This window comes from Rhodococcus yananensis (assembly GCF_020515525.1).
Lineage (GTDB): Bacteria > Actinomycetota > Actinomycetes > Mycobacteriales > Mycobacteriaceae > Rhodococcus > Rhodococcus yananensis.
Genome location: NZ_JAIYEP010000001.1, coordinates 24157 through 47720, shown reverse-complemented (window position 1 = coordinate 47720; position 23564 = coordinate 24157). Strand labels below are relative to the sequence as shown.

The 23564-nt window shown below is 67.8% G+C and carries 22 protein-coding genes and 2 tRNA genes; 17 read left to right on the top strand and 7 right to left on the bottom strand.

The window, feature by feature from the left end:
- The first annotated feature begins 1 nt into the window (after position 1).
- The 12 genes from LDQ05_RS00250 (at position 2) to LDQ05_RS00195 (ending at position 10571) form a co-directional block, all read left to right on the top strand.
- Complete coding sequence (locus LDQ05_RS00250; RefSeq protein WP_068159286.1) at positions 2-376, top strand: DUF742 domain-containing protein; 375 nt, start codon at positions 2-4, stop codon at positions 374-376.
- Positions 357-944 carry a GTP-binding protein gene (locus tag LDQ05_RS00245; RefSeq protein ID WP_226434887.1) on the top strand — a complete coding sequence of 196 codons (588 nt, stop codon included), beginning with the start codon at positions 357-359 and terminating at the stop codon, positions 942-944. The genes LDQ05_RS00250 and LDQ05_RS00245 overlap by 20 nt, the downstream gene beginning before the upstream one ends.
- Positions 944-1753, top strand: coding sequence for an MHYT domain-containing protein (locus tag LDQ05_RS00240; protein ID WP_226434886.1), 810 nt, complete (start codon positions 944-946; stop codon positions 1751-1753). Before LDQ05_RS00245 ends, LDQ05_RS00240 begins: the two co-directional genes overlap by 1 nt.
- 170 nt (positions 1754-1923) lie before the next feature.
- Entirely contained in the window at positions 1924-2724 is an 801-nt protein-coding gene (locus tag LDQ05_RS00235) for an MHYT domain-containing protein (RefSeq protein WP_226434885.1), read from the top strand.
- A 177-nt stretch (positions 2725-2901) separates the two neighbouring features.
- On the top strand, positions 2902-5406 hold the full coding sequence (gene gyrA, locus LDQ05_RS00230; protein WP_226434884.1) for a DNA gyrase subunit A: 2505 nt from the start codon (positions 2902-2904) through the stop codon (positions 5404-5406).
- Positions 5407-6702, top strand: a complete 1296-nt coding sequence (locus LDQ05_RS00225; protein ID WP_226434883.1) for a DUF3566 domain-containing protein — start codon at positions 5407-5409, stop codon at positions 6700-6702.
- A gap of 75 nt (positions 6703-6777) precedes the next feature.
- Positions 6778-6851, top strand: a tRNA-Ile gene (locus LDQ05_RS00220).
- A gap of 138 nt (positions 6852-6989) precedes the next feature.
- Positions 6990-7062 (top strand) — tRNA-Ala (locus LDQ05_RS00215).
- Between the two features lie 228 nt (positions 7063-7290).
- The gene (locus LDQ05_RS00210) at positions 7291-7794 is read left to right on the top strand and encodes a hypothetical protein (protein WP_226434882.1); all 504 of its coding nucleotides are present in this window, start codon (positions 7291-7293) and stop codon (positions 7792-7794) included.
- 72 nt (positions 7795-7866) lie between these two features.
- Entirely contained in the window at positions 7867-8385 is a 519-nt protein-coding gene (locus LDQ05_RS00205) for a copper chaperone PCu(A)C (protein WP_226434881.1), read from the top strand.
- Positions 8378-9550: a Dyp-type peroxidase gene (locus LDQ05_RS00200; RefSeq protein ID WP_226434880.1), complete on the top strand. Its 1173-nt coding sequence runs from the start codon at positions 8378-8380 to the stop codon at positions 9548-9550. Before LDQ05_RS00205 ends, LDQ05_RS00200 begins: the two co-directional genes overlap by 8 nt.
- A 46-nt stretch (positions 9551-9596) precedes the next feature.
- Positions 9597-10571 (top strand): R2-like ligand-binding oxidase, encoded by a 975-nt coding sequence (locus LDQ05_RS00195; protein WP_226434879.1) that lies wholly within the window; start codon positions 9597-9599, stop codon positions 10569-10571.
- A 46-nt stretch (positions 10572-10617) separates the two neighbouring features.
- On the opposite strand, the gene LDQ05_RS00190 is transcribed toward LDQ05_RS00195, so the two are convergent.
- Positions 10618-11721 (bottom strand): hypothetical protein, encoded by a 1104-nt coding sequence (locus LDQ05_RS00190; RefSeq protein ID WP_226434878.1) that lies wholly within the window; start codon positions 11719-11721, stop codon positions 10618-10620.
- 245 nt (positions 11722-11966) lie between these two features.
- Here LDQ05_RS00190 and LDQ05_RS00185 point away from each other — a divergent pair, with 245 nt between their 5' ends.
- Positions 11967-13259, top strand: coding sequence for a lipase family protein (locus LDQ05_RS00185; protein ID WP_226434877.1), 1293 nt, complete (start codon positions 11967-11969; stop codon positions 13257-13259).
- A 111-nt stretch (positions 13260-13370) separates the two neighbouring features.
- Here LDQ05_RS00185 and LDQ05_RS00180 read toward each other — a convergent pair whose 3' ends face one another.
- Both LDQ05_RS00180 and LDQ05_RS00175 read right to left on the bottom strand, forming a co-directional pair.
- Positions 13371-15320, bottom strand: coding sequence for an acyl-CoA dehydrogenase family protein (locus LDQ05_RS00180; protein WP_226434876.1), 1950 nt, complete (start codon positions 15318-15320; stop codon positions 13371-13373).
- 128 nt (positions 15321-15448) lie between these two features.
- Positions 15449-15997 (bottom strand): hypothetical protein, encoded by a 549-nt coding sequence (locus LDQ05_RS00175; RefSeq protein ID WP_226434875.1) that lies wholly within the window; start codon positions 15995-15997, stop codon positions 15449-15451.
- 81 nt (positions 15998-16078) lie between these two features.
- Between LDQ05_RS00175 and LDQ05_RS00170 the strand changes: the two genes are divergently transcribed.
- Positions 16079-16606 (top strand): peptidylprolyl isomerase, encoded by a 528-nt coding sequence (locus tag LDQ05_RS00170; protein ID WP_287218729.1) that lies wholly within the window; start codon positions 16079-16081, stop codon positions 16604-16606.
- An 8-nt stretch (positions 16607-16614) separates the two neighbouring features.
- A complete protein-coding gene (locus LDQ05_RS00165; RefSeq protein ID WP_226434873.1) occupies positions 16615-17529 on the top strand; it encodes a rhomboid family intramembrane serine protease in 915 nt (304 codons plus the stop codon).
- A gap of 5 nt (positions 17530-17534) precedes the next feature.
- On the opposite strand, the gene LDQ05_RS00160 is transcribed toward LDQ05_RS00165, so the two are convergent.
- A complete protein-coding gene (locus LDQ05_RS00160; protein WP_226434872.1) occupies positions 17535-17978 on the bottom strand; it encodes a PH domain-containing protein in 444 nt (147 codons plus the stop codon).
- Positions 17979-18060: 82 nt separating this feature from the next.
- Positions 18061-18324, bottom strand: a complete 264-nt coding sequence (gene crgA / locus LDQ05_RS00155; protein WP_226434871.1) for a cell division protein CrgA — start codon at positions 18322-18324, stop codon at positions 18061-18063.
- 127 nt (positions 18325-18451) lie between these two features.
- Here crgA and LDQ05_RS00150 point away from each other — a divergent pair, with 127 nt between their 5' ends.
- A complete protein-coding gene (locus tag LDQ05_RS00150) occupies positions 18452-19177 on the top strand; it encodes a DUF881 domain-containing protein (protein WP_226434870.1) in 726 nt (241 codons plus the stop codon).
- 43 nt (positions 19178-19220) lie between these two features.
- Positions 19221-19883, top strand: coding sequence for an aminodeoxychorismate/anthranilate synthase component II (locus LDQ05_RS00145; RefSeq protein ID WP_226434869.1), 663 nt, complete (start codon positions 19221-19223; stop codon positions 19881-19883).
- A 192-nt stretch (positions 19884-20075) separates the two neighbouring features.
- On the opposite strand, the gene pknB is transcribed toward LDQ05_RS00145, so the two are convergent.
- On the bottom strand, positions 20076-21989 hold the full coding sequence (gene pknB, locus LDQ05_RS00140) for a Stk1 family PASTA domain-containing Ser/Thr kinase (protein ID WP_226434868.1): 1914 nt from the start codon (positions 21987-21989) through the stop codon (positions 20076-20078).
- The gene (locus LDQ05_RS00135) at positions 21986-23563 is read right to left on the bottom strand and encodes a serine/threonine-protein kinase (RefSeq protein WP_226434867.1); all 1578 of its coding nucleotides are present in this window, start codon (positions 23561-23563) and stop codon (positions 21986-21988) included. Before LDQ05_RS00135 ends, pknB begins: the two co-directional genes overlap by 4 nt.
- Position 23564 lies beyond the last annotated feature (1 nt).

The window sequence follows — 23564 nt, the reverse complement described above, 5'->3', positions numbered from 1 at the left end:
CATGGAATCGCGTAAACCGGAGTCGGTGCCGGATCAGCCCAGCCTGGTCCGGCCGTACTCGCTGACTTCGGGACGCACCAGTCCTGCGGTCGAACTGGCGTTGGAAGCCCTGATCCAGGCGATTCCGGGGACCGACGACCGGGCTCGGGATCTGGACAACATCAATGCCACGATCTTGGAACTGTGCAAGGAGTCCCCGTCCGTCGCCGAGATCGCGGCGCGGGTCGGCGTGCCCATCGGTGTCGCGCGTGTGCTCGTTGCCGACCTCGTCGAGGCCGGGCACGTACAGATTCTGGCCACGCTGAAAGACGATTCGAGCGACGCGGAGCGTCGCGAGCTGATTGAAAGGGTCCTCAGTGGACTTCGCGAACTCTAACGCCACGAAGCGCGTCACCTCGACCAAGATCGTGATCGCCGGCGGTTTCGGTGTCGGCAAGACCACGCTCGTCGGGGCCGTGTCGGAGATCGTTCCGCTCCGGACGGAAGCGCTCGTGACGAACGCCAGCGACGGTGTCGACAACCTCACCGCGACGCCGCAGAAGGCGACGACGACGGTGGCGATGGACTTCGGTCGTATCAGCCTGGCCGACGACCTCGTGCTGTACCTGTTCGGCACTCCCGGCCAGCACCGTTTCTGGTTCATGTGGGACGACCTCATCCGAGGTGCCATCGGCGCGATCGTGCTGATCGACACCCGGCGCCTGGACGAGAGTTTCGCCGCGGTCGATTTCTTCGAAGCGCGGAACCTGCCGTTCATCGTCGCGATCAACGAGTTCGACGATGCCCCGCGGTACCCGATCGAGGACATCCGTCAGGCGATGGCGATCTCCGCCGAGGTGCCGATCGTGTCGATCGACGCCCGCGCACGTGAGTCCGCGAAGCAGGCTCTCGTGACGGTCACCGAGTACGCACTGCGTAAGCTTCACCAGCCGGTGGCTCAGTAATGGACGAAGGCCTGCAGCTCTTCACGATGGGGATCTGGGTGATCGCTCTGGCCTTCATGACCTCGACGATCGGTGTGTTCGTCGGTGTGACGAGTGCGCGCAAGGTGCGCACCGCGTCCACGGACGGGCTGCGCCTGTGGTGGCTGGTGGTGGCCACCCTGGTCAGTGGGGGAGTGGGGGTGTGGCTCGCGCAGTTCCTGCCGATGGCCGGTTTCGCCGTCGTCGGAAGCGCGGTCCGCTACGACGTCGCGTCCATCGCGTTCTCGATGACCGTGGCGTTGGTGAGTGTGTTCATCGCATTGCTGATCGCGATGCCCTCGTACGGGGGTGGTAGCACCGGGAGAACGGTTGCGGGGGCGCTGGTCCTCGGTGCCGGACTCGCCGGTGTCCACTTCACCATCCTGTGGTCGGTGCGGATCTCCGGCACCATCGGATACTCGGCGCCGCTCGTCCTCGCGACGATCGCGCTCGCGATGGTGACCGCCGTCGGATTCATGTGGCAGGTGCTCGGCGCCGACACGTGGCCCAAGCGCCTCGTCATGAGTGCCGTCGCCGGCGCCGCGGTGGTCGGTGTCTATTTCGTCGGTGTGGCGTCGGTTCGCGTGGAGCTCGACGCATCCGTTCCACCGAGCGGCTTCGAGGTGTTCTCGATCCTGTTCCCCCTGTTCGTGGTCGGTCTCCTCCTGCTCGCCGTTCCCATCGTCGCGGTCCTGCTCGCGCCGGATCGCATAGCGGCGCAACTCGAGTCGGAGTCCGAGCGGTGGGCGTCCGATCACGTCGACGAGTCGGATGTGGACTTCGTCTCCTGACGGCCGGGTCTATCGACTTCGTCTCCTACAAGGTTTTCGCGCAACGGTTCTCGATGCAACGGGACTATTCTCTATGCGACCGTCGGGGGTCGCGCTGCATCAGGAGACCGTTTGCGGCGCGCCACCTCCGGTAGCGGGTACGGTGGCGTGCCGCCCTGCGTAGGGGAGATATGTCGTCGCACGAGATCCACCACTTCTCGATGGGGACGTGGGTGTTCCTTCTGGCCTGGCTCGTATCCGCGATCGGTTCGTATGTGGGCCTGGCCTGCGCCCACCGAGCCACGATCGCACCGACACGTTCACTGCATCGGCGGTGGACCTGGCTGGCGAGTGTGTCGATCGGCGGGGTGGGCATCTGGCTGATGCATTTCATCGGCATGATGGGGTTCGCGGTGCCCGGGGAGACCGTGCGATACGGGTTGGTCGAGACGATCGCCTCGGTGGCGTTGGCGATCGGCGCGACGTGGTTCGGTCTGCAGATCGTCGACCCGAACTCGTCGTGGATGCCGACGGCACCGCGCTTCGTGCGATTGGGGATCGGCGGAGTCGTCATGGGCTGCGCGGTCGCCGCGATGCACTACACCGGCATGGCTGCGGTAAGGGTTCCCGGCGAGCTGATCCAGGACTCCGCGTACATCGCGGCCTCCGTCGTGATCGGAGTGGTCGCGTCGCTGGTCGCGCTGTGGTTGTCCCAGGCCGTGGAGAGCCCGTTGATGCGGGTTCCGGCCGCTGCGATCATGGGCTGCGCGGTGGTGGCGCTGCACTACACCGGAATGGCAGGTGTGTCGGTGCACATCGATCAGTCGGTGCCCGATCCCAGCGGCATGACCGTGATGTCGCTGATGTTCCCGGGATTCATCCTCGGATTCCTCGTTCTGGCGCTCGTGCTCCTTCTCCTGCTGGCGGCGCCGAGTGACGCCGACATCGATCGTGAGGACCAGATGGCGGACTGGTCGCAACCCGTGGTGTGACGGCCCCGGAGGTCCGTGACCCGTCCGCGTGCGGGTGTCGGGGCGACGGTGAGTGCGCAGAAAGTGGATGTCCTTCACGGCGGTATCTGACCTGCACCTATAGACTCGGGTGGTTGCGAGACGTCCGCTGTCGGTGAGTCCGGAGCAGACGTTCGAGCCGAGTAGAAGAAGGAGCTCATGACCGACACCACGTTGCCGCCGGACGGGCCGGGGCACGACCGCATCGAGCCCGTCGACATCCAGCAGGAAATGCAGAGCAGCTACATCGATTACGCGATGAGCGTGATCGTGGGCCGAGCCCTGCCCGACGTGCGTGACGGTCTCAAGCCGGTCCACCGCCGGGTCCTGTACGCAATGTTCGACAACGGTTTCCGGCCGGACCGCGGTTATGTGAAGTCGGCGCGCGCCGTCGCGGAGACGATGGGCAACTATCACCCGCACGGCGATTCCTCGATCTACGACACGCTGGTGCGTCTCGCGCAGCCGTGGTCGATGCGTTATCCGCTCGTCGACGGGCAGGGCAACTTCGGTTCGCGCGGCAACGACGGTGCTGCCGCCATGCGGTACACCGAATGTCGCCTCACGCCGCTCGCGATGGAGATGCTGCGCGAGATCGACCACGACACGGTCGACTTCCAGCCGAACTACGACGGGCGCACCCAGGAACCCACGGTTCTCCCCAGCCGTATCCCCAACCTGTTGATCAACGGTTCGGGTGGTATCGCGGTCGGCATGGCGACGAACATTCCGCCGCACAACCTCGGTGAGGTTGCGGAGGCCATCTACTGGGCACTCGAGAATCACGAGGCCGACGAAGAGGCGACGCTCGCGGCGGTGATGGAGCGCGTCAAGGGCCCCGACTTCCCGACGGCGGGACTGATCACGGGTTCGCAGGGCATCCACGACGCGTACACCACGGGCCGCGGTTCGGTGAAGATGCGCGGTGTCGTGGAGATCGAGGAGGATGCGAAGGGTAAGACCAGCATCGTCATCACCGAGTTGCCGTACATGGTCAACCCGGACAACCTCATCACCTCGATCGCCGAGCAGGTGCGCGACGGGAAGATCGCCGGGATCTCCGACATCCACGACGAGTCCTCCGACCGCATCGGCATGCGCATCGTGGTGACGGTGCGTCGCGATGCGGTCGCGAAGGTCGTCCTGAACAACCTGTACAAGCACACGCAGCTGCAGACGAGTTTCGGCTGCAACATGCTGTCGATCGTCGACGGTGTGCCGCGCACGCTTCGCATCGACCAGATGATCCGGTTGTACGTCACCCACCAGATCGAGGTCATCCTCCGCCGCACCAAGTACCTGCTGCGCAAGGCCGAGGAACGTGCCCACATCCTGCGCGGGCTGGTCAAGGCGCTCGACGCCCTCGACGAGGTCATCGCGTTGATCCGCAGGTCGCAGACCGTCGACATCGCCCGCGAGGGCCTGATGAGCCTGCTCACCGTCGACGAGATCCAGGCCGATGCGATCCTCGCGATGCAGCTGCGCCGCCTCGCCGCGCTGGAACGACAGAAGATCATCGACGACCTCGCCGAGATCGAACGCGAGATCGAGGACTACAAGGACATCATCGCCAGGCCCGAGAGGCAACGCGCGATCGTCCGGGACGAACTGGTCGAGATCGTCGAGAAGTACGGCGACGACCGCCGCACGCGGATCGTGCCGGCGGACGGCGACGTGTCCGACGAAGACCTCATCGCGCGCGAGGACGTCGTCGTCACCATCACCGAGACCGGCTATGCCAAGCGCACCCGCACCGACCTGTACCGGTCGCAGAAGCGTGGCGGCAAGGGTGTCAAGGGTGCCGACCTCAAACAGGACGACATCGTCAAGCACTTCTTCGTGACCTCCACCCACGACTGGTTGCTGTTCTTCACCACGAAGGGGCGGGTGTACCGGGCGAAGGCCTACGAGTTGCCCGAGGCGAACCGCACGGCCCGTGGTCAGCACGTCGCGAACCTGCTGGCGTTCCAACCGGACGAGCGGATCCAGGGTGTCATCCGGCTCAAGACGTACGAGGACGCTCCGTACCTGGTGCTCGCCACCCGCAACGGCCTCGTCAAGAAGTCCCGGTTGTCCGATTTCGACTCGAACCGGTCCGGTGGCATCGTCGCGATCAATCTGCGTGGCGACGACGAACTCGTGGGTGCGGTGCTGTGCTCGGCCGACGACGACCTGCTGTTGGTCTCCGCGAAGGGCCAGTCGATCCGGTTCTCCGCGACCGACGAGGCACTGCGACCGATGGGTCGCGCCACGTCGGGTGTCCAGGGCATGCGGTTCAACGAGGACGACGAACTGCTGTCGTTGAACGTGGTCCGCGCCGACACCTATCTTCTGGTGGCCACGTCCGGTGGGTATTCGAAGCGCACTCCCATCGAGGACTACGTCGCGCAGGGCCGCGGCGGCAAGGGCGTGCTGACGATCCAGTACGACCGGAAACGTGGCACCCTGGTCGGTGCGATCATCGTCGACGACCACGACGAGTTGTACGCGATCACGTCCGGTGGCGGTGTCATCCGTACCGCCGCCAAGCAGGTTCGCAAGGCGGGACGCCAGACGAAGGGGGTGCGTCTGATGAACCTGGCGGAGGGCGACACGTTGCTGGCGATCGCACGCAACGCGGATGAGCCCGAGGAGACCGACGCATCCGAAGCGAAGGAGTCGTAAGTGAGCACTCCCCAGGGGCCGAACGGGGCCGAGCATCCCGGTCGGAATCCGGAGGACCGGAACGGGCACACGGTGCCGACCGAGAACGATCCGGCTCGCGCGGAATCGGCGGATGCGCCGACGGGAACCGCTCGCGGCGGCGAGGCGACGAAGAAACCGGACGAGGCGCCGGACCGTTCCGCGCCGGCGGCGAAATCCGAGCCCACCGCGCCTCCGGAGAAGCCCGCCGAGGCGGCAGGTGATTCCTCGGGCGAGGCCACGCAGGCGGTGAAGGGTGCCGCCCAGAAGCCGGCCGGTAGCGCACAGGGGGGAACACCCGCGCAGCCGAAGGTCTCGAAGCCGGAGAAGAAGCCGGCGAAGACGGGACCCGACGGGCCGGAACCGGCCCCGAAGCAGGAGCCCGGTCAGGTGACCCGGCCGGTGCAGCAGGGCCGTCCCGCGGGTGGGCAGACTCCGCCGTGGCAGCGAGGTCAGCAGGGCGGTGGTCAGCAGGGCGGTGGGAAGCCGGGTAAGGGTGGTCCGACCGGTGTGCCGCAGTCTCCGCAGAACGTGCCGCAGACCAACGTTCCGGGCGTCGGCGCGGGATCCCAGAAGGGTGGGGCACCGAAATCCCCGAACCGGCCGGGTGGTCCTTCGCAGCGTCCCGCCGCGGCGGTAACAGCACCCAAGTCCGGTCCCGCGACCGGTTCGCGGCCCGTGGTGACCGGCACGGCCGCGCCCAAGCCGACCGGCGGTCAGGGTGCCGATCGCAGTGCGGCGAAGGCCAAGGCCGCGGTGATCGACGGCCCGACCCGGCACATCGAGCGCAAGGATCTCGCGAAGGATCTGCCCGACCTGTCGTCGGTCAAGCATCCGACCCCTGCTGCGGCGGCGGCAGCGCCCGCGGCGTCCGACACCGGGCATGCCTCGCCGACGGTGATCCCGGCCGCGGAGGGCGGTGATCCGTTGCGCGCCACGGTGCAGGTGCGCCGCATCGACCCGTGGTCGATGCTCAAGGTGTCGTCGGTGATCTCCGTGTCGCTGTTCTTCGTGTGGATGATCGCGGTGGGCGTGCTCTACGGTGTGCTCGCGGGAATGGGCGTGTGGGAGCGGCTCAACAGCGCGTTCACCGACATCGTCTCGGACGCGGGCAGTGACGGGCTGATCACCGCCGGTCAGGTGTTCGGCTACGCGACGGTGATCGGTCTCGCGAACATGGTGCTGATGACGGCGTTGGTGACTCTCGGCGCGTTCATCTACAACCTCTGCACCGACCTCGTCGGCGGGGTGCAGGTCACCCTCGCCGATCCGGACTGACCTGCGGATGTGCTGCCCGACCGGGGCGATTTGGTAACTCGCGGCCCGGTCGGGTAGTGTTCCATCTCGGTTCGAGGGCCTATAGCTCAGGCGGTTAGAGCGCTTCGCTGATAACGAAGAGGTCGGAGGTTCAAGTCCTCCTAGGCCCACTCCCCGTGCCGAAAGGGCAGCCGGTATGAAGGTTCTCATCGCGGTGGGAAGCGCAGTGCTGGTGGCTTTCGGAATCGTTCGGATGCTTCGGAGCGAAGACGAATGGCACGCGGTACCCGGACGGTGAGCCGGTATCCGGGGCCTTAGCTCAGTTGGTAGAGCGCTGCCTTTGCAAGGCAGATGTCAGGAGTTCGAATCTCCTAGGCTCCACAGTTGAATATGCAGGTAGAGGGCGTTTTCCCGGATCCGGGAAGATGCCCTTTCCGCATTTCCGGCGGCACCCCTCCGGGGTCCCGAGCGAACGTATCGTTCGCTCTACTGGTTCGAGCGCACGGTACATTCGCTCGAACGGACGCGGATGCGGATGCGGATGCGGCGGTGTTTCACGTGAAACGGCGGCTGTACGACGTCGCGTAGTAAATGGCCTATCCTGGCACCGTGCCCACCGATCGGATCCTTCTGGCGCGGTTGCGCGGTGGGTTCGTGGGCGCCACGTCCGGTGCGGTCGGTATCGCCGCGCACGCACTCGGTGGTGGCGGTCTTCCGGGGCAGGGCACGGCTGTCCTGCTCGTCGCCGCGGCAGTCGTGGCGGGAACGATCGCCGCGAGCACCCGGATTCCCGTCGTCGTGATCCTCGCTGCCGGTCAGGTCCTCGGACACGGCACTTTCACGCTCGGGTCCGGGCATGCGCACGCGCCGAGCCCCGCCATGATTGCGGCGCATGTCGCGGCTGTCGGCGTCGCGGCGCTGCTGGTGTCCGGCGCCGAACGCGGGTGTCGCCTTGCAGTGAGCGCGGTGGGCAGACTCGTCCGGAACGTCCTGACCGTCCCCGCCTGGCAGGTGCCCGCGACCGTTCCGGTTCCCGAACGTCCCGACCGGCTCCGGGCCGTCGTCGCGCTCGTCGGTCGGTCCGTTCGTGGACCACCCGCCGTCACGGTCTGACAGCCCGTTCACCTCCGCCGCACCCGGGTGCGGCGGCGATGCGCGCATGCGCGCCCGACTTCCGGAGACACCGTGACCGTTCGTTCCTCCCGTACCTCCTTCGTTCTTCCCGCGGCCGCCGCCGTGGCGACCCTGCTCACCGCGTGCGGTGCGACCGATACCGCTCCGGCCGATGCGCTGAGTGTGTCGGCCGCGTGGGCCAAGGCCGCTGACGACGGCATGACCGCCGCGTTCGCCGACCTGCAGAACACAGGCGACTCCGATCTGCACATCGTGTCCGTCGACAGCGCGGTCGCGCGCAGCACCGAGCTCCACGAGATGGTCTCCGACGGTGCCGGGGGCATGGTGATGCAGGAGAGCGACGAGGGATTCGTCGTTCCCGCCGGCGGCACCCACCGGCTCGCGCCCGGCGGAGACCACATCATGTTCATCGGTCTGCTCGCGCCGCTCACTCCTGGTACCGACGTGCCGATCACCGTGACGTTCGCCGATGGCTCGGCCGTGGAGTTCTCGGCGCAGGTCCGTGACTATGCGGGCGCGCAGGAGGACTATGCACCCGGCCACGGTGAACCGGCAGGCCACGATGAGTGAGTTCAGCCGTCGCCGACTCCTCGGTACGTCGGTCGCTGCACTGGGGGTCGTGGGGCTGGGTGCTGCCGGAGCAGGTGTCGCCGCGGCCGCCCGGGAACCCGAGCGGATGGGAACCCGTACCGTGCCGTTCGACGGTGACCACCAGGCCGGAATCGACACCGAACCCCAGGCGTTCGCGGCGTTCGTCGCACTCGACCTGCATCCGGAGGTGGATCGGTCCGCGCTGATCGGGGTCATGAAGGTGTGGGTAGCCGATGCCCGTCGACTCACCCGCGGCGAGCCCGCGCTCGGCGACACCGAACCGGAGCTCGCCGTCGATCCGGCACGGTTGACCGTCACCGTCGGGTACGGTCCGGCCGTGTTCGACGCGGCCGGGCTCGCCGCGCAGCGACCGACGTGGTTGCGACCGCTACCCGCGTTCTCGGTGGATCGGCTCGAGGACCGCTGGTCGGGAGGCGATCTGCTGCTGCAGGTGTGTGCCGACGACCCGATGGTCGTGTCCCACACCGTGCGGACTCTGATCAAGAGCGTGCGGTCTCGGGCGACGGTGCGCTGGACCCAGCGCGGGTTCCGTCATGCCGTCGGTACGCGGCCCGATGGCATGACCATGCGCAACCTCATGGGGCAGGTCGACGGCACCGTCAATCCCGATCCGGCGACACCGGATTTCGCGCGTCAGGTGTGGAACACGGGTGAGCCCGCGTGGCTGGCCGGTGGAACCTCGCTGGTGTTGCGCAGGATCCGCATGGAACTGGACACGTGGGACGAACTCGATCCCCCCGCGCGTGATCTCGTGATGGGCAGGCGTCAGTCGGACGGGTCGCCGCTCACCGGAAGCGACGAGTTCGACGACGCCGACTTCGATGCGCTCGACGCAAACGGTCTCGAGGTGATCCCACCGCAGTCGCATGTCGCGCGGGCCCGTCCCCGCCACGGCGACGAACGGTTCCTGCGTCGCGGCTACAACTACGACGACGACGGCGTCGGCCTGCTGTTCGCGGCCTACCAGGCCGATGTCGATCGTCAGTTCGTTCCGGTGCAGCGGCGTCTCGACGAGTTCGACGCGCTGAACACGTGGACCACACCGGTGGGGTCGGCGGTGTTCGTCCTGCCACCCGGATGCGGACCGGACGGCTACCCGGGAGATCGTCTGCTGGACGGGTGACCGAAACCGGATTCGGATCCGGAGTGCCGGGGCTACCCTGATGTGTGTGACCGGGGTTACACGACAACATCAGGAACGTCAGGGGTTCGCATCGCTGCGGGAGGGCGGTCTCAACTGGGACGCCTTCCCGCTGCGCCTCTTCGCGAAGGGCAACGGCAAGTCCTGGGACCCGCTCGACCTGGATTTCTCCCGCGACGGCGAGGACTGGGCCGGGCTGAATTCCGAGCAGCAGCGCAGTTCGACGTATCTCGTCGCCCAGTTCGTCGCCGGAGAGGAGGCCGTGACGCAGGACATCCGGCCGTTCATCGCTGCGATGGCCGCGGAGGGCCGGATCGGCGACGAACTGTATCTGACGCAGTTCTGTTTCGAGGAGGCCAAACACACGCAGGTGTTCCGGCTGTGGATGGATGCCGTCGGGTTGACGTCGGACCTACACCCGTACGTCGCCGACAATCCCTTCTATCGCCAGTTGTTCTACGAGGAGCTTCCGCACTCGCTGCGTCTGCTGGAGACGGATCCGTCGCCCGCCAACCAGGTTCGGGCGAGCGTGACCTACAACCACGTCATCGAGGGCAGTCTCGCGCTCACCGGCTACTACGCGTGGCAGAAGGTGTGCACCACCCGCGGAATCCTGCCGGGCATGCAGCAACTGGTGCGGCGTATCGGCGACGACGAGCGACGCCACATGGCATGGGGCACGTTCACCTGTCGTCGACACGTCGCGGCCGACGATTCCAACTGGACTGTGGTGCAGGAGCGGATGAACGAACTGTTGCCGCTCGCGCTCGGCATGATCGGGTGGGTCAACGACCGGTTCGACGAGCAACCCTACGGACTCGACTCCGACGAGTTCGTCTCGTACGCGGCCGACCGTGCCCGGAGGCGACTCGGTGCCATCGAGTCGGCGCGCGGCCGACCCGTCGAGGAGATCGACCTCGACTTCTCGCCGGAGACACTCGAGGAGAAGTTCGGGGCGGAGGATGCCGCCGAACTCGAGACCCTGACCGTGACCGAGGGGTGACGGAGCCGGGAGCGACGCGGTCGGGGCGACGAATTCGATCATTCGATCAGAGGAACAGTGCGAGCGCCACGAGCACGATGATCACCGTCGCGGCGCCGGCGAGCAGGTAGGTCTTGGCTGCGACGCGGGGTTCGGTGCCGGGCTCCACGTCGGTGACGTCGAGGGGTTCCGACGCGCCCGGTCCCGGTTCGGTGCCGGTGATCGGTAATTCGGTTTCCACGCGGGCCGCCGCTTCGCGCATGCGTGCCAGACCACCGGTGAGAACATCGGTCTCGTCGTAGGACGGGGGAAGTCCGATACGTGCGTTGCTCACCCGGGCGGGAGTGAACCCGGTCGCGAGGATCGCTGCGCCGAGGGCAGCGGTCTGTTCGGGGCCGGGACCGACGAGGCTGCGCACCATCAGTTTCGTCGACAGGCTGTTGGCGATCTCCTGCACGTGGGTCCGGTCGCGTGCCACGAGGCCGTCGCCCATGACGACGACGGCATCGAGGTTGTCGGGCATCCACCCGAACGAGCCGAGTGCGGTAGCGAGTTGCGCTGCCGGCGACGGCGCGCCTTTCGACGTCACCCGGAATGCCTTGCCGACGGGGATGCCGGAGCGGACGAGTGTGACGGTGGATCCGGCATCGTCGATGTGATAGACCCCGACGAGTTGCCCTGGGGTTTCGGAGATTTCGGAGGCGTACCAGCTGGCGGCAGCCTGCGCGTCGGAGGTCAGATCGACGTGCCGCAGGTCTGCGTAGTCGAGGGCGGCGCGTAGCGCCGCGACGGTCGCGGGATCCCAGTACGACGGGTAGGTGGCGGTGTATCCGGGGTCGGTGTCGTGGTCCATGCCACCGAAGGTCGGCAGTGGGTGGCATTCGGAGAGCAGGCAGTGGACGGCGGTGGCCATCGCGTCTTCGGCGCGGTACACCCGTCCGTCGTTGGCGGTGACGCCGGCGGGATCGCCCACGCGGGGAAGGAATCCGGTGAGGGTGCGTGCTTCGTCGAGGTGGCGGGCGGAACCGCCGAGTGCGGGGGTCTCGTCGTGGTCGATGTGCAGGACGGTGTCGCGGGCGATCACGACGGGATCGGGTGTGCCGGGTTCGTTCGACGCGACCACCGCGGTGGACACGACGCTTCCGATCCGGAGTCCGACGCCGATTGCCATGACGATCCTTCCGTAACGATTCGCTCACATCCTGCTCTTCGCGGCCGGTTCGGTGGTGGTGCCGCGCCGATGTGGACGTTACTGTGCAAAGTTTCTGTGTGCTGCCCTCCGGTTCGGGAGGGTCGTCGTTCGGCGCATCGTGTTCCCGGCTGCGGGGGAGCGAAACTTACCGATGGGTAAATTTGGTGTTACAGTGCATACCGCCGTGATGGGCGGCACAAATTCCTGAACATGTTGGAGGGATCATGGCGGTGGGTCGCGCCCGGAAGTGGGGGGTGTCCGCAGCACTGTCTGCGGCTCTGGTCGGCGGAGCGTTGACCGCGCCCGCCGTCGCGCACGCGGAGGGCGATTTCTATCAGCCGCCCGCGGTGCTCGATGGCGAGTCCGGTGATCTGATCCGCACCGAACCCTCCACCGTTCCGCTGAGCATTCCCACCGGTGACGGCCAGTTCCCCGCCCAGGGCACCCGGTTGCTGTACCGCAGTCTCGACGCGAACGGGGCGCCCAACGCCGTCAGTGGCACCTACCTCGAGCCGTCCGTGCCGTGGAACGGGCCCGGCGAGCGCCCCCTCGTCGTCGTCGCACCCGGCACCCAGGGGCAGGGCGACCAGTGCGCACCGTCGAAGGTGTTGAACAGCATCGTGCAGTACACACCGCCGCTCGACGTGTTCTCCGAGTACGAGATCATCTCGATCGACGCGATGCTCCTGCAGGGCATGGCAGTGGTCGTCACCGACTACGACGGCCTGGGAACACCCGGCCACCACACGTACGTCAACCGGCTCGCCGAGGCCCACGCCGTCCTCGACGCGGCACGTGCGGCGCAGGCGCTGCCCGACACGTCCATTCCCGCCGACGGGCCGGTCGGCCTGTTCGGATACTCGCAGGGTGGCGGCGCGGTCGCCGCGGCGGCCGAACTCGCCCCGAGCTACGCTCCCGAACTCGACCTCCAGGGTGTGTACGCGGGTGCACCGCCGGCCGACCTGCTGGAAACGCTCAAGCAGATCGACGGCACGGCGCTGACCGGCGCGATCGGATACACGATCAACGGCCTCTCCGAGGCGTACCCGCAGGTGCACGACATCATCGATTCGGAGGTCACCGACAAGGGAAGGGACATGCTCGGGGCCGTCGCGAACCAGTGCCTTCTCGAGACGATGGTGACGTTCGGTTTCCAGCGCACCAGCGAGTACACGCGGACCGGTGAATCGCTCGATGCCGTGGTGGCGCGCACCCCGGAGATCTTCGAACTCCTCGACGCCCAACGTATCGGCCGGGTGAAGCCCGAGGTGCCGGTGCTCGTGCAGCACGGCACACAGGACGACATCGTCCCGTTCGGTCAGGGCCGCCAACTCGCGGTCGACTGGTGTGCACTGGGCGCGACAGTCCAGTTCTCGTCGAACACGACACCGCCGATCCTCCCCGGACTCGCCGTCAACCACGCGCTGCCGATGATCGCGGGTCTCCCCGAGTCCGTCAGCTACATGAACGATCGCTTCGCCGGTGTCCCGGCGCCGTCGAACTGCGGGGCGTTCTGACCGGCAGGCCTCGGTGACGATCAGGTCCCGCGCCCGAATCGGGCGCGGGACCTGATCTGTTCCGGATCCATGGCTGTTCCGGATCCATGGCTGTTCCGGATCTGTTCGGGGTCAGGATGATCCGACCGGCAGATGCCGCGCGACGTTCTCGTGCGGCGACGGCCCCGACTCCCACTCGGCGATCCACGGTCCCGTCCCGTCGCTGGGGTCGAGCACTCCGTTCTCGAGCCAGGTGTACCGTGACCCGAGAACATCGTGGGCGATACGCCGATCGGGATCGTCGGTGTTGTCCCACAGCGCATCGAAGAGCGCGTCGACCCTTGCGCGTGACTGCCGACAGAAGGCATCGGCCAGTTCGCGGGCACCGTCCGCGCCGGGATGACTGTCGGCGCGTTGCCGTTCCGCTCGCACGCAGGACGCCGACATCGCGAACAGTTCGGCGCCGATGTCGACGATGCGGCCGAGGAAGTTCTGCCGCTTCTCGAGTCCGGCCTGCCACCGTGCCATGCCGTAGAAGGTGCATCGTGCCAGTCGTCGGCTGCTGCGCTCGACGTAACGCAGATGCGGTGCGAGCGGACCGAACTCGGAATACGAGTGAGGGATCTGTCCTTTTCCGGCGACGAGCTTGGGCAGCCACTTCGCGTAGAAGCCGCCGGCCTTCGCGGCGGCCCTGGCCTTCGCCTCGGTGCTCGCCTTCGGATCCGCGAGGTCCCCGGCGGCCCGCAGGTGCGCGTCGACCGCCTCGCGCGCGATGAGCAGTCGCATGATCTCGCTGGACCCCTCGAAGATGCGGTTGATCCGCAGATCCCGCATCAGTCGCTCGGTGGGTACCGCTCGTTCCCCGCGCGCCGCAAGGGATTCCGCGGTCTCGTACCCGCGACCACCCCGGATCTGGACGAGTTCGTCGGCGATCCGGCAACCCATCTCGCTGGCCCACAGCTTCGCCAGGGCCGCTTCGATCCGGATGTCGTTGCGGTGTTCGTCGGCCATCCGCCCGGACAGTTCGACGATGGAGTCGAGCGCGTACGTGGTGGCGGCGATGAACGCGATCTTCGCGGCCACCGCCTCGTGCTCGCCGACCGGCCGGCCCCACTGCACGCGTTCCGTCGACCATTCGCGGGAGATCTTCAACGCCCATTTCCCGGCGCCCGCACACATCGCGGGAATCGCGAGACGACCCGCGTTGAGGGTGGTCAGCGCGATCTTCAGACCGTCGCCCTCGCCGCCGATCAGGTTCTCGCGCGGCACCCGAACCCGGTCGAGACGGGTGACGCCGTTCTCGATTCCCCGCAACCCCATGAACGCATTGCGGTGCTCGACGGTGATGCCGGGCGAATCGGCCTCGACGACGAACGCCGAGATCCCACCCCGATGTCCCTCGCTGCGGGGAACACGGGCCATGACGACGAGCAACTCGGCGATCACCCCGTTGGTGGTCCACAGTTTGACCCCGTCGAGTTCGTAGGCGGTGCCGTCGTCGACGGGCGTGGCGGTGGCCGCCAGCCGCGCCGGATCGGAGCCCACGTCGGGCTCGGTGAGCAGAAACGCCGAAATCGCGCCGCGCGCGCATCGCGGCAGGAAGGCGGCCTTCTGTTCGGGGGTGCCGGCGAGTGCGAGGGGTTCGGGCACACCGATGGACTGGTGTGCGGACAGCAGTGCGCCGAGGCTCGCGTGCACGCTCGCGACCAGCGTCAACGCCCGATTGTAGGCGACCTGGGAGAGTCCGAGCCCGCCGTATTCGTCGGGAATCTTCATGCCGAAGCAGCCGAGTTCGGCGAGACGAGCGACGTATTCGTCGGGGATCCGCGCGTCCCGTTCGATGCGTTCGCCGTCCATCTCCGTGCACGCCGCGCGCAGCGACGTGAGGAACTGTTCGGTGTGCGCGTCCTCGTCGGGTGTGGGTCGCGGGAACGGGTGCACGAGATCGAGCGTCAGGCGTCCGAGGAACAGTTCCTTCGCGAACGACGGCTTCGTCCAGTCACGTTCACGTGATTCCTCGGCGAGTGCGCGCGCCTGTTCTTCGGTGACACGTTGTTCGGTGACACGAGTGGATCGCGCCATGGGTATCCCTCCCCGGAAGGTGGTCCTACCGGCGAGTATCCCCATGTTCGGTGATGTCGACCACCGGAACCGACGATCGATACCGGGCGGTAACCCGCGGCGGTCGCGGGTAACGGTCCGGTTCCGACTCAGCTCTCGGCGGGCACGTCCTCCGCAGCCACCGGCCGCGGCTGCACGCGCGGGGGTTCCGCCGCGACCGGCGGGTGCGAACTGCGCCGACTGCGGGAGAACACGAGACCGCCGAGGGCGACGGCACCGATGGCGCCGGCGACGATCAGCGTCGTACGGCCCTTGCGGCGCGGCTTCTCACCCTCGGACTTCGCCGCTTTCGACAGCGACTTCGCCTTCGTCACCGCCTTCGATTTCGACACCGCCTCGGACTTGGACACCGCCTTCGATTTCGATGCGGAAACGGCGTCCTCGAGCAGCGGAACCACCTCGTCGCGCGCCCGTTGGGCGGCTTCCTGCCGGGCCCGACGTGCCCGCGCGGCGAGATCCTTCGTGACGTCGATGCCCTTGCGGGCGACGAACAGGCCGGCCGCCGTCGAACCCTGCGCGAGCGCGACCGCGCCCTCACCGGCGACGCGCAGCGCACCGCCGAGGCTGCTGGTGTCGTCGATCGGATGTACGAGGTCTGCCGCGGCACTGTCGGGTCGGGACTCGCTCACACTCGTCATACGCCCTACAGTGCCACACGCGCCGGGTGTGAGTGGATGGACCGTGACGTCCGGAACATCCGGGGATGGCACCATGGGGGAGTGACTTCACCGCTTCAGACAGCTACCGCAACCCTGCACACCAACCGCGGCGACATCGTCATCGCGCTGTTCGGCAACCACGCGCCGAAGACCGTCGAGAACTTCGTCGGCCTCGCGGACGGTTCCAAGGAATACAAGACGGCCAACGCCAAGGGTGAGAAGAGCGGCCCGTTCTACGACGGCGCGATCTTTCACCGCGTCATCGACGGCTTCATGATCCAGGGTGGCGACCCCACCGGCACCGGACGTGGTGGCCCGGGCTACCAGTTCGGCGACGAGTTCCATCCCGAACTGCAGTTCGACCGCGGCTACCTGCTGGCGATGGCGAACGCCGGCCCGGGCACCAACGGCTCGCAGTTCTTCATCACGGTCGGCCCCACCCCGCACCTGAATCGACGGCACACCATCTTCGGTGAGGTCGTCGACCCCGCCTCGCAGAAGGTCGTCGACGCCATCGCCACCACCTCCACCGATCGCGGCGACCGTCCGGTCGACGACGTGGTCATCAACAGCATCACCATCGCCTGAGAGATTTCATGAACAACCCCGGCTGGGGCGCTTCGGCCGAGGGGGGCGGCCTCCCGCCCCAGCCGCGGTGCGTCCGTCATCCCGACCGTCCCACCCTGCTGTCCTGCACCCGGTGCGGACGACCCTTCTGCACCGAATGCCTGCAACCGGCTTCGGTCGGGCACCAATGTGTCGACTGTGTCGCGCAGGGGCATCGCAGTGTTCCCACCGCCCGCACCGTCGCCGGTGCGCCGGTGCGCACCGACCGGCCGACGCCGATCGTCACCTATGTGCTGCTCGCGCTGAACGTGCTGGTCTTCGCGATCACCGCGATGCAGTCCGGCAGCGTCCTGAACAACGAGCGGTCGTCGCAGTTGTTCGTGGACTGGGGACTGTATCCGCCGTACATCGTGTACGGCGGCGAATACGTCAGGTTGCTCGGCAGCGGATTCCTCCACTTCGGTCTCATGCACCTCGCCGTGAACATGTTCGCGTTGTGGATCATCGGCCGCGACACCGAGATCGTTCTCGGCCGGCTCCGCTACCTCGGTGTGTATCTCGTGTCGATCCTCGGCGGGTCGACGGCCGTGATGTTCCTGCAGACCGAGGCCCTCACCGCCGGTGCGTCCGGCGCGGTGTTCGGTCTCCTCGGCGCCCAGACGGTGATCCTGCTGCGGCTGCGTCGCAGCCCCACCCCGGTGCTCGTCGTGATCGCACTGAACGTGTTCATCAGCCTCACCATCCCCGGCATCTCGCTCGCGGGGCACCTCGGCGGGCTGGCAGCCGGTGCCGCCGCGACCGCCGCATTCCTGTACGGGCCGCAGCTGCTCGGCGCGGGACGGGACCGCGACCGGATCGTCCGGACCGGGTGGGTCGCGTTCGGCGTGGTCACCGCGGTGACCCTGGCCCTCGTCACGCTCTCGGTGCTGCAGCCGAGCGTGTGACCTGGTTACTCCGGCACCAGGCCACGGGCGGCGAGCACGTCGAAGACGTCACGCGGGTCGGTACCCAACTCCCAGCGCCCGAAGATCAGCAGCCCTTCGCTGCCGGTGGAGGGGTCGACGACGTCGATCTCGAGCATCGGGACGCGACGACCCAGCCGCGGATACTGCACGATCCGCACGCGGGTCAGTGCGCTGCGCGGGTACTCGCGTCGACCGGTCAGCCGGGTCGCGGCGATCCCGGTGTCGCCGGGGAGAACCTCCAGTCGGGGACGTTGCCGGGCTGCGAAGGCGGCCATCGCCAGGGCCAGCAACCCGGCGGCGCCGACCAGTGCCCGACCCACCGCGTCGGGCACGGCGGCAACCGCGGCGACGAGCAGAACACCGCCGCCTGCGGCGAGTGCGCCGAGCGCCGCGGGCCGCGTCGACCACCGAGCTGCAGTGTCGCTCATGCGCCCGCCCGTCGGGTTGTGCACAGGGTTGTCCACAGGTGGGGATGAATCACAGGTGTGTAATCCACGAGGGGTGACGTGGTCAGCGCCATTTCATGGTCATGATCAGTCCGGCGACCATGAACCCGAAACCGATCAGGAAGTTGTAGGCGCCGAGCGAGTTCATCCACGAGATCTGTTCCGCAGCCAGGTAGTACACCACCAGCCACAGAAGACCCAGGACCATCAGGGCCAACATCACCGTCACGTACGCGGTGCTCGACGGTGCAGCCTTGACCTTCACCGGTGTCCGGCTCACGGGCCTCGCCGCGTGATCGGTCTTCTTCCGTACCTTCGACTTGGGCATGGTTCCTCGCTCGTACGACTCCGCACTCCCGGGGGCGGACGGAGTAGGTTGGGCATCTACCTGTGCATGTCTGTGCACACACGCTGTTCCGTACACGCTAACGCAGAAGCCGCACCGGAGGTTCGCCGTGTCGACCTGGACGTTCCGTCGCGTGGCCTGGGGTTCCGCGACGCTCGCCGTCTGTCTCGTCGCGGGACTGCTCCTCGGTACCACCCGCGGGGCATCCCACGGTGACGAACTGCGGGTCGGGGACTCCCCGCGCCTGTCCGACCTCGTGCGCGCTGCTCAGGCGGAAGCGGACGGACTCGCCGCCACCCGCGACTCGTTGAGCGCCGACGTGTCGGAACTGCAGGATCACACCGCTGCAACCGACGACGACGTCGCCGGAGTGCTCGCCGAACTCGAGGCTCTCGAGGATCCCGCGGGACTGACCGCGCGGCGCGGTCCGGGGGTGACGATCACCCTCACGGACGCCCCGCGCGGCGCCGACGGACGGTATCCGTCGGATGCGTCGCCCGATGATCTCGTCGTGCACCAGCAGGACGTGCAGAGCGTCCTCAACGCGGTGTGGTCGGGCGGCGCCGAGGCGGTGTCGATGCAGGATCAGCGGATCGTCGCGACGTCCGCGCCGCGCTGTATCGGTAACACCCTGCTGCTGCACGGCCGCACCTATTCGCCGCCGTACGTCGTCACCGCGCTCGGGGATCCCGCCCGCATCATCGCCGCGCTGGACGCCGAGCCCGGCATCCGCGTGTACAAGCAGTACGCGAGCCGGTACGGGCTGGGGTTCACCCAGCAGCCGGGCACCGACCTGACCGTCCCCGCGTACACCGGAGGTGCGTCCGCTCGGTGACCGGTACCCGGATCGGGCCGGGACCGGCGGGTACGCTGCCTCCATGCGCATCCTCGTCGTCGACAACTACGACAGCTTCGTGTTCAACCTGGTGCAGTATCTGGGCCAGCTCGGAACGCGGGCCGAGGTGTGGCGCAACGACGACGAGCGTCTCACCGGTCCGGGTGCTCTCGCACAGGTCGTCGACGAGTTCGACGGAATCCTGCTCAGCCCGGGTCCCGGCACCCCCGAACGCGCCGGTGCGAGCATCGACCTGGTGAAGGCATGCGCGGCGTCCGGGACACCTCTGCTCGGGGTGTGCCTCGGTCACCAGTCCATCGGTGTCGCGTTCGGGGCGACCGTCGACCGCGCCCCCGAACTCCTGCACGGCAAGACCAGCGTCGTGCACCACAACGGAACCGGGGTGCTGGCGAATCTGCCCGACCCGTTCACCGCCACCCGCTACCACTCGCTGACGGTGCTGCCGGAGACGGTGCCCGCCGAACTCGAACCGACCGGGCACACCGACACCGGCATCATCATGGCGCTACGCCACCGCGAACTACCGATCCACGGCGTCCAGTTCCACCCCGAGTCGGTACTCACCCAGGGCGGACACCGGATGCTCGCGAACTGGCTCGCCGTGTGCGGGGAGGCGCCGGCAGAAACCCTCGTCGCCCGGCTCGAGGCCGAGATGGCTCGCGCGCTCGACGGCGGGGCCGCCTGACCCACCTCCGATGGTGTGAGCGGCCGACCACCTCCGATGGTGTGAGCGGCCGACCACCTCCGATGGTGTGAGCGGCCGACCACCTCCGGTGGTGCGAGCGAACGTATCGCTCACTCCGATCAATCGATCGAACGGTACATTCGCTCAGTCCCGACGGAGGAGGGCACACCGCCCACACCGACGGAGGAGAGGTCAGCGGATGCCGAGTACGCCCACCCCGACGGTGACGGTGCCGGACTTGGAGATCTCCGATCCCGGAGGTTGCTGCTGAGTGATCACCGTGCCGACCAGTCCCGCGTCGAGCGTCGCTTCCCGGGTCTGCACCAACTGGGCGGCAGAACCCGTCCAGCCCGCGGCACGGAGAGCCGACAGCGCCTCCGACACCGACCTGTTCGTCAGTACGGGCATCTCGATGCGGTCGCCGTTGGACACCGAGACCGTGACGGTCGTGCCCTGGTCGGCATTCGCGCCGCCGGCCGGGCTCGTGGACACCACGGTGCCGGCCGTCTGACCGGAATCGATCTCCTGGACGACGACCTCGAACCCGGCGCCCTCGATGTTGTCGCGGGCGACGTCCTCGGTCTGACCGACGACGTTCGGCACCCGCACCTGTTCGGGGCCGGAACCGAGGGTGATCGTCACCTCACCGTCGACCTCGATGCTCGCCCCCGACGACGGGTTCTGTTCGACGACCTTGTCGACGTCGTCGGCGTCGGACGCCGCGGTCTGCACGTTCGGGTCGAGTCGCAAACCCACGTCGCGGAGTGCCTGTTCGGCCTTGTCCTGAGTCATTCCGGTCAGTCGCGGGATCTGGACCTGCGCCGGCCCGGTGGAGACCTCGAGCGTCACGGTGGATCCCTCGTCGGCCTGCGAACCGGCGACGGGTCGGGTGTTGACGACGTTGCCCTCCGCCACCACCGCATCCGGTTTGTCCTGCACGGACACCCGGAATCCTGCGTTCTGCAGTTGCGTCTCGGCGGCCTCCGCGGCGAGATTGCGGACGTCGGGCACCGTCACCTGCGCGGTCGAGGAACCGGGACCCAGCGACCACAGGAACACACCGACGATGCCGACGACCACGACCGCCGCGACACCCAGCAGCACACGTTTGAGGACGGCGCCGCTGCCACCGGAGTCGTCGTCGTTCCCGGACGCGCCACCGGCGGGCGCCGCGGCGACCCGCTGATGCCGGCCGGTGTTCGGGTCCGCATCGTCGATCAGGGTCGTACGGTCCTCGTCGGTCATCACCATCGGCGCACTCGGGCGCTGCCCGCTGAGTACGCGGATGAGGTCGCTGCGCATCTCCGCGGCGGACTGGTAGCGGTTGGCGGGGTTCTTCGCCATCGCCTTGAGGATCACCGAGTCGAGCTCCGGCGGGACCGACGGATTCACCGACGACGGCAGCGGCGGATCCTCCCGGACGTGCTGGTATGCGACGGCGACCGGGGAGTCGCCCTTGAACGGGGGTTCTCCGGTGAGAATCTCGAAGAGCACGCATCCCACGGAGTACACGTCCGAACGCGCATCGACCTGCTCGCCGCGCGCCTGCTCGGGCGACAGGTACTGGGCGGTGCCGATCACGGCGGCGGTCTGCGTCATGGGGCTCGAGGCATCGGAGATCGCGCGGGCGATCCCGAAGTCCATGACCTTCACCGCGCCCGCCTTGTTGATCATGACGTTGGCGGGCTTCACGTCGCGGTGCACGATCATGTTGCGGTGGCTGAAGTCCAGCGCCGCACACACGTCGGCGATGACCTCCATCGCCCGTTTCGGTGACATCGGACCGGTCGACCGGACGATGTCGCGGAGCGTGTCACCTTCCACGTACTCCATGACGATGTACGGCAGCGGCCCCGATTCGGTTTCGGCTTCGCCGGTGTCGTAGACAGCGACGATCGCCGGATGATTCAGGGCCGCCGCGTTCTGCGCCTCGCGGCGGAACCGCAGATAGAACGTGGGGTCGCGCGCCAGGTCGGCGCGCAGCACCTTGATCGCGACGTCGCGCCCCAGCCGGAGATCCCGCGCGAGGTGCACCTCGGACATTCCACCGAATCCGAGGATCTCACCCAGCTCGTAGCGGGAGGAGAGCTTGCGCGGGGTCGTCATGAGGTTCCTAGTGGGTCCGTCGGTCCGGTGTCGGTACCGTTGCTTGCTTCAGGATTCGTGTTGCTGTCCGAGCCCCCGTCTTCGGAACCGCCGTCCGTGCCTCCGGCCTCGGGTTCGCCCCCCTCGAGCGCCGTGTCGGTGGTCGTGGTCACCTCGGTGGTGGTGGTGACCGGTGCGGTGGTCGTGGTCGTGGTGGGCTCGGTGGTCGTCGGTGCCGTCGTCGTGGTCGTCGGCGCCACCGTGGTCGTGGTCGTCGGCATCGGTTCGAGCGTGGTCGGCTCCACCGGCGGCGGCACAGGAACCTCCTGTGTCGTGGTCCGCGTCGTGGTCTCCGGCGGCCTCGTCGTGGTGGTCGTCGGTGCCGTCGTCGTCAACTGCGTGGTCGGTGACGGACCCGTCGTGGGCTCGTCGTCGTCGCCTCCACCGAACAACACGACGCCGAGCGCGATGAGTGCGAGCACGATCGCGGCACCCGCCGCCCACATCAGGGCCTTCGGGCTCGGTGACCGGCCATCACCGCCGTTCGCGCCGGTCGGCGGGGCGTTGTTTCCGCCGACCGGAGGTTGCCCCGTCGTTCCCGGATTCGGGGACGACGCGTATGCGGTGGGTGCATACTGGCGGGCCGACGGCGGAGGCTGCGACGAACTCAACGGCACCGTCGTCGTCGCGCCCGGCACGCCCGGAGGAAGCACGCGCGTCGCGCTGGTCACCGGCGGCACGTTTCCGGGTGGCGGCGCCGGCCGTCCCCCACGGACAGCGGCGACCGCGTTCGCGAACTCCCCGCCGCTGGAGTACCGCTGCGCCGGGTCCTTCGCCATCGCGATGTCGATGAGGTCGCGGACCTCGTGCGGCAGTTCCGCGGGAAGCGGCGCCGGGGTTTCCTGCACGTGCTTCATCGCGACGGTGACGACGCTGTCGCCGAGGAACGGGCGGCGACCCGACAACGCTTCGTACCCGACCACGGCCAGCGAGTACACGTCGCTCGCCGACGTCGCCTCCTGACCCAGCGCCTGCTCGGGCGCGATGTACTGGGCGGTGCCCATGACCATCCCGGTGCGGGTCACCGGCGATGCGTCGACGGCCTTCGCGATCCCGAAGTCGGTGATCTTCACCTGTCCCGTCGGGGTGATGAGGATGTTCCCGGGTTTGACGTCGCGGTGCACGACCCCGGCGTTGTGCGCGGCCTGCAACGCGCGGCCCGTCTGCTCGAGCATGTCGAGGGCCTGCGGCAACGACAACCGGCCCACCCGGGACAGCACCGCATTCAAGGGTTCGCCGTGCACGAGTTCCATCACCAGGTACGCGATGGATTGGCCTTCGCCGTCCTCCGTCTCGCCGTAGTCGAACACCCCGGCGATACCAGGGTGGTTGAGTTGGGCGGTGGTGCGGGCCTCCATCCGGAACCGTGTCAGGAAGTCCTGGTCACCGGACAGTTCCGCCTTGAGTACCTTGACCGCCACCCGCCGGTCGAGTCGTGTGTCGAGCCCTTCCCACACCTGACCCATACCGCCGGTGGCGATGAGCCGCTGCAGGCGATAGCGGTCGGCGATCATGGCGCCGCTGTACAAAGCCATG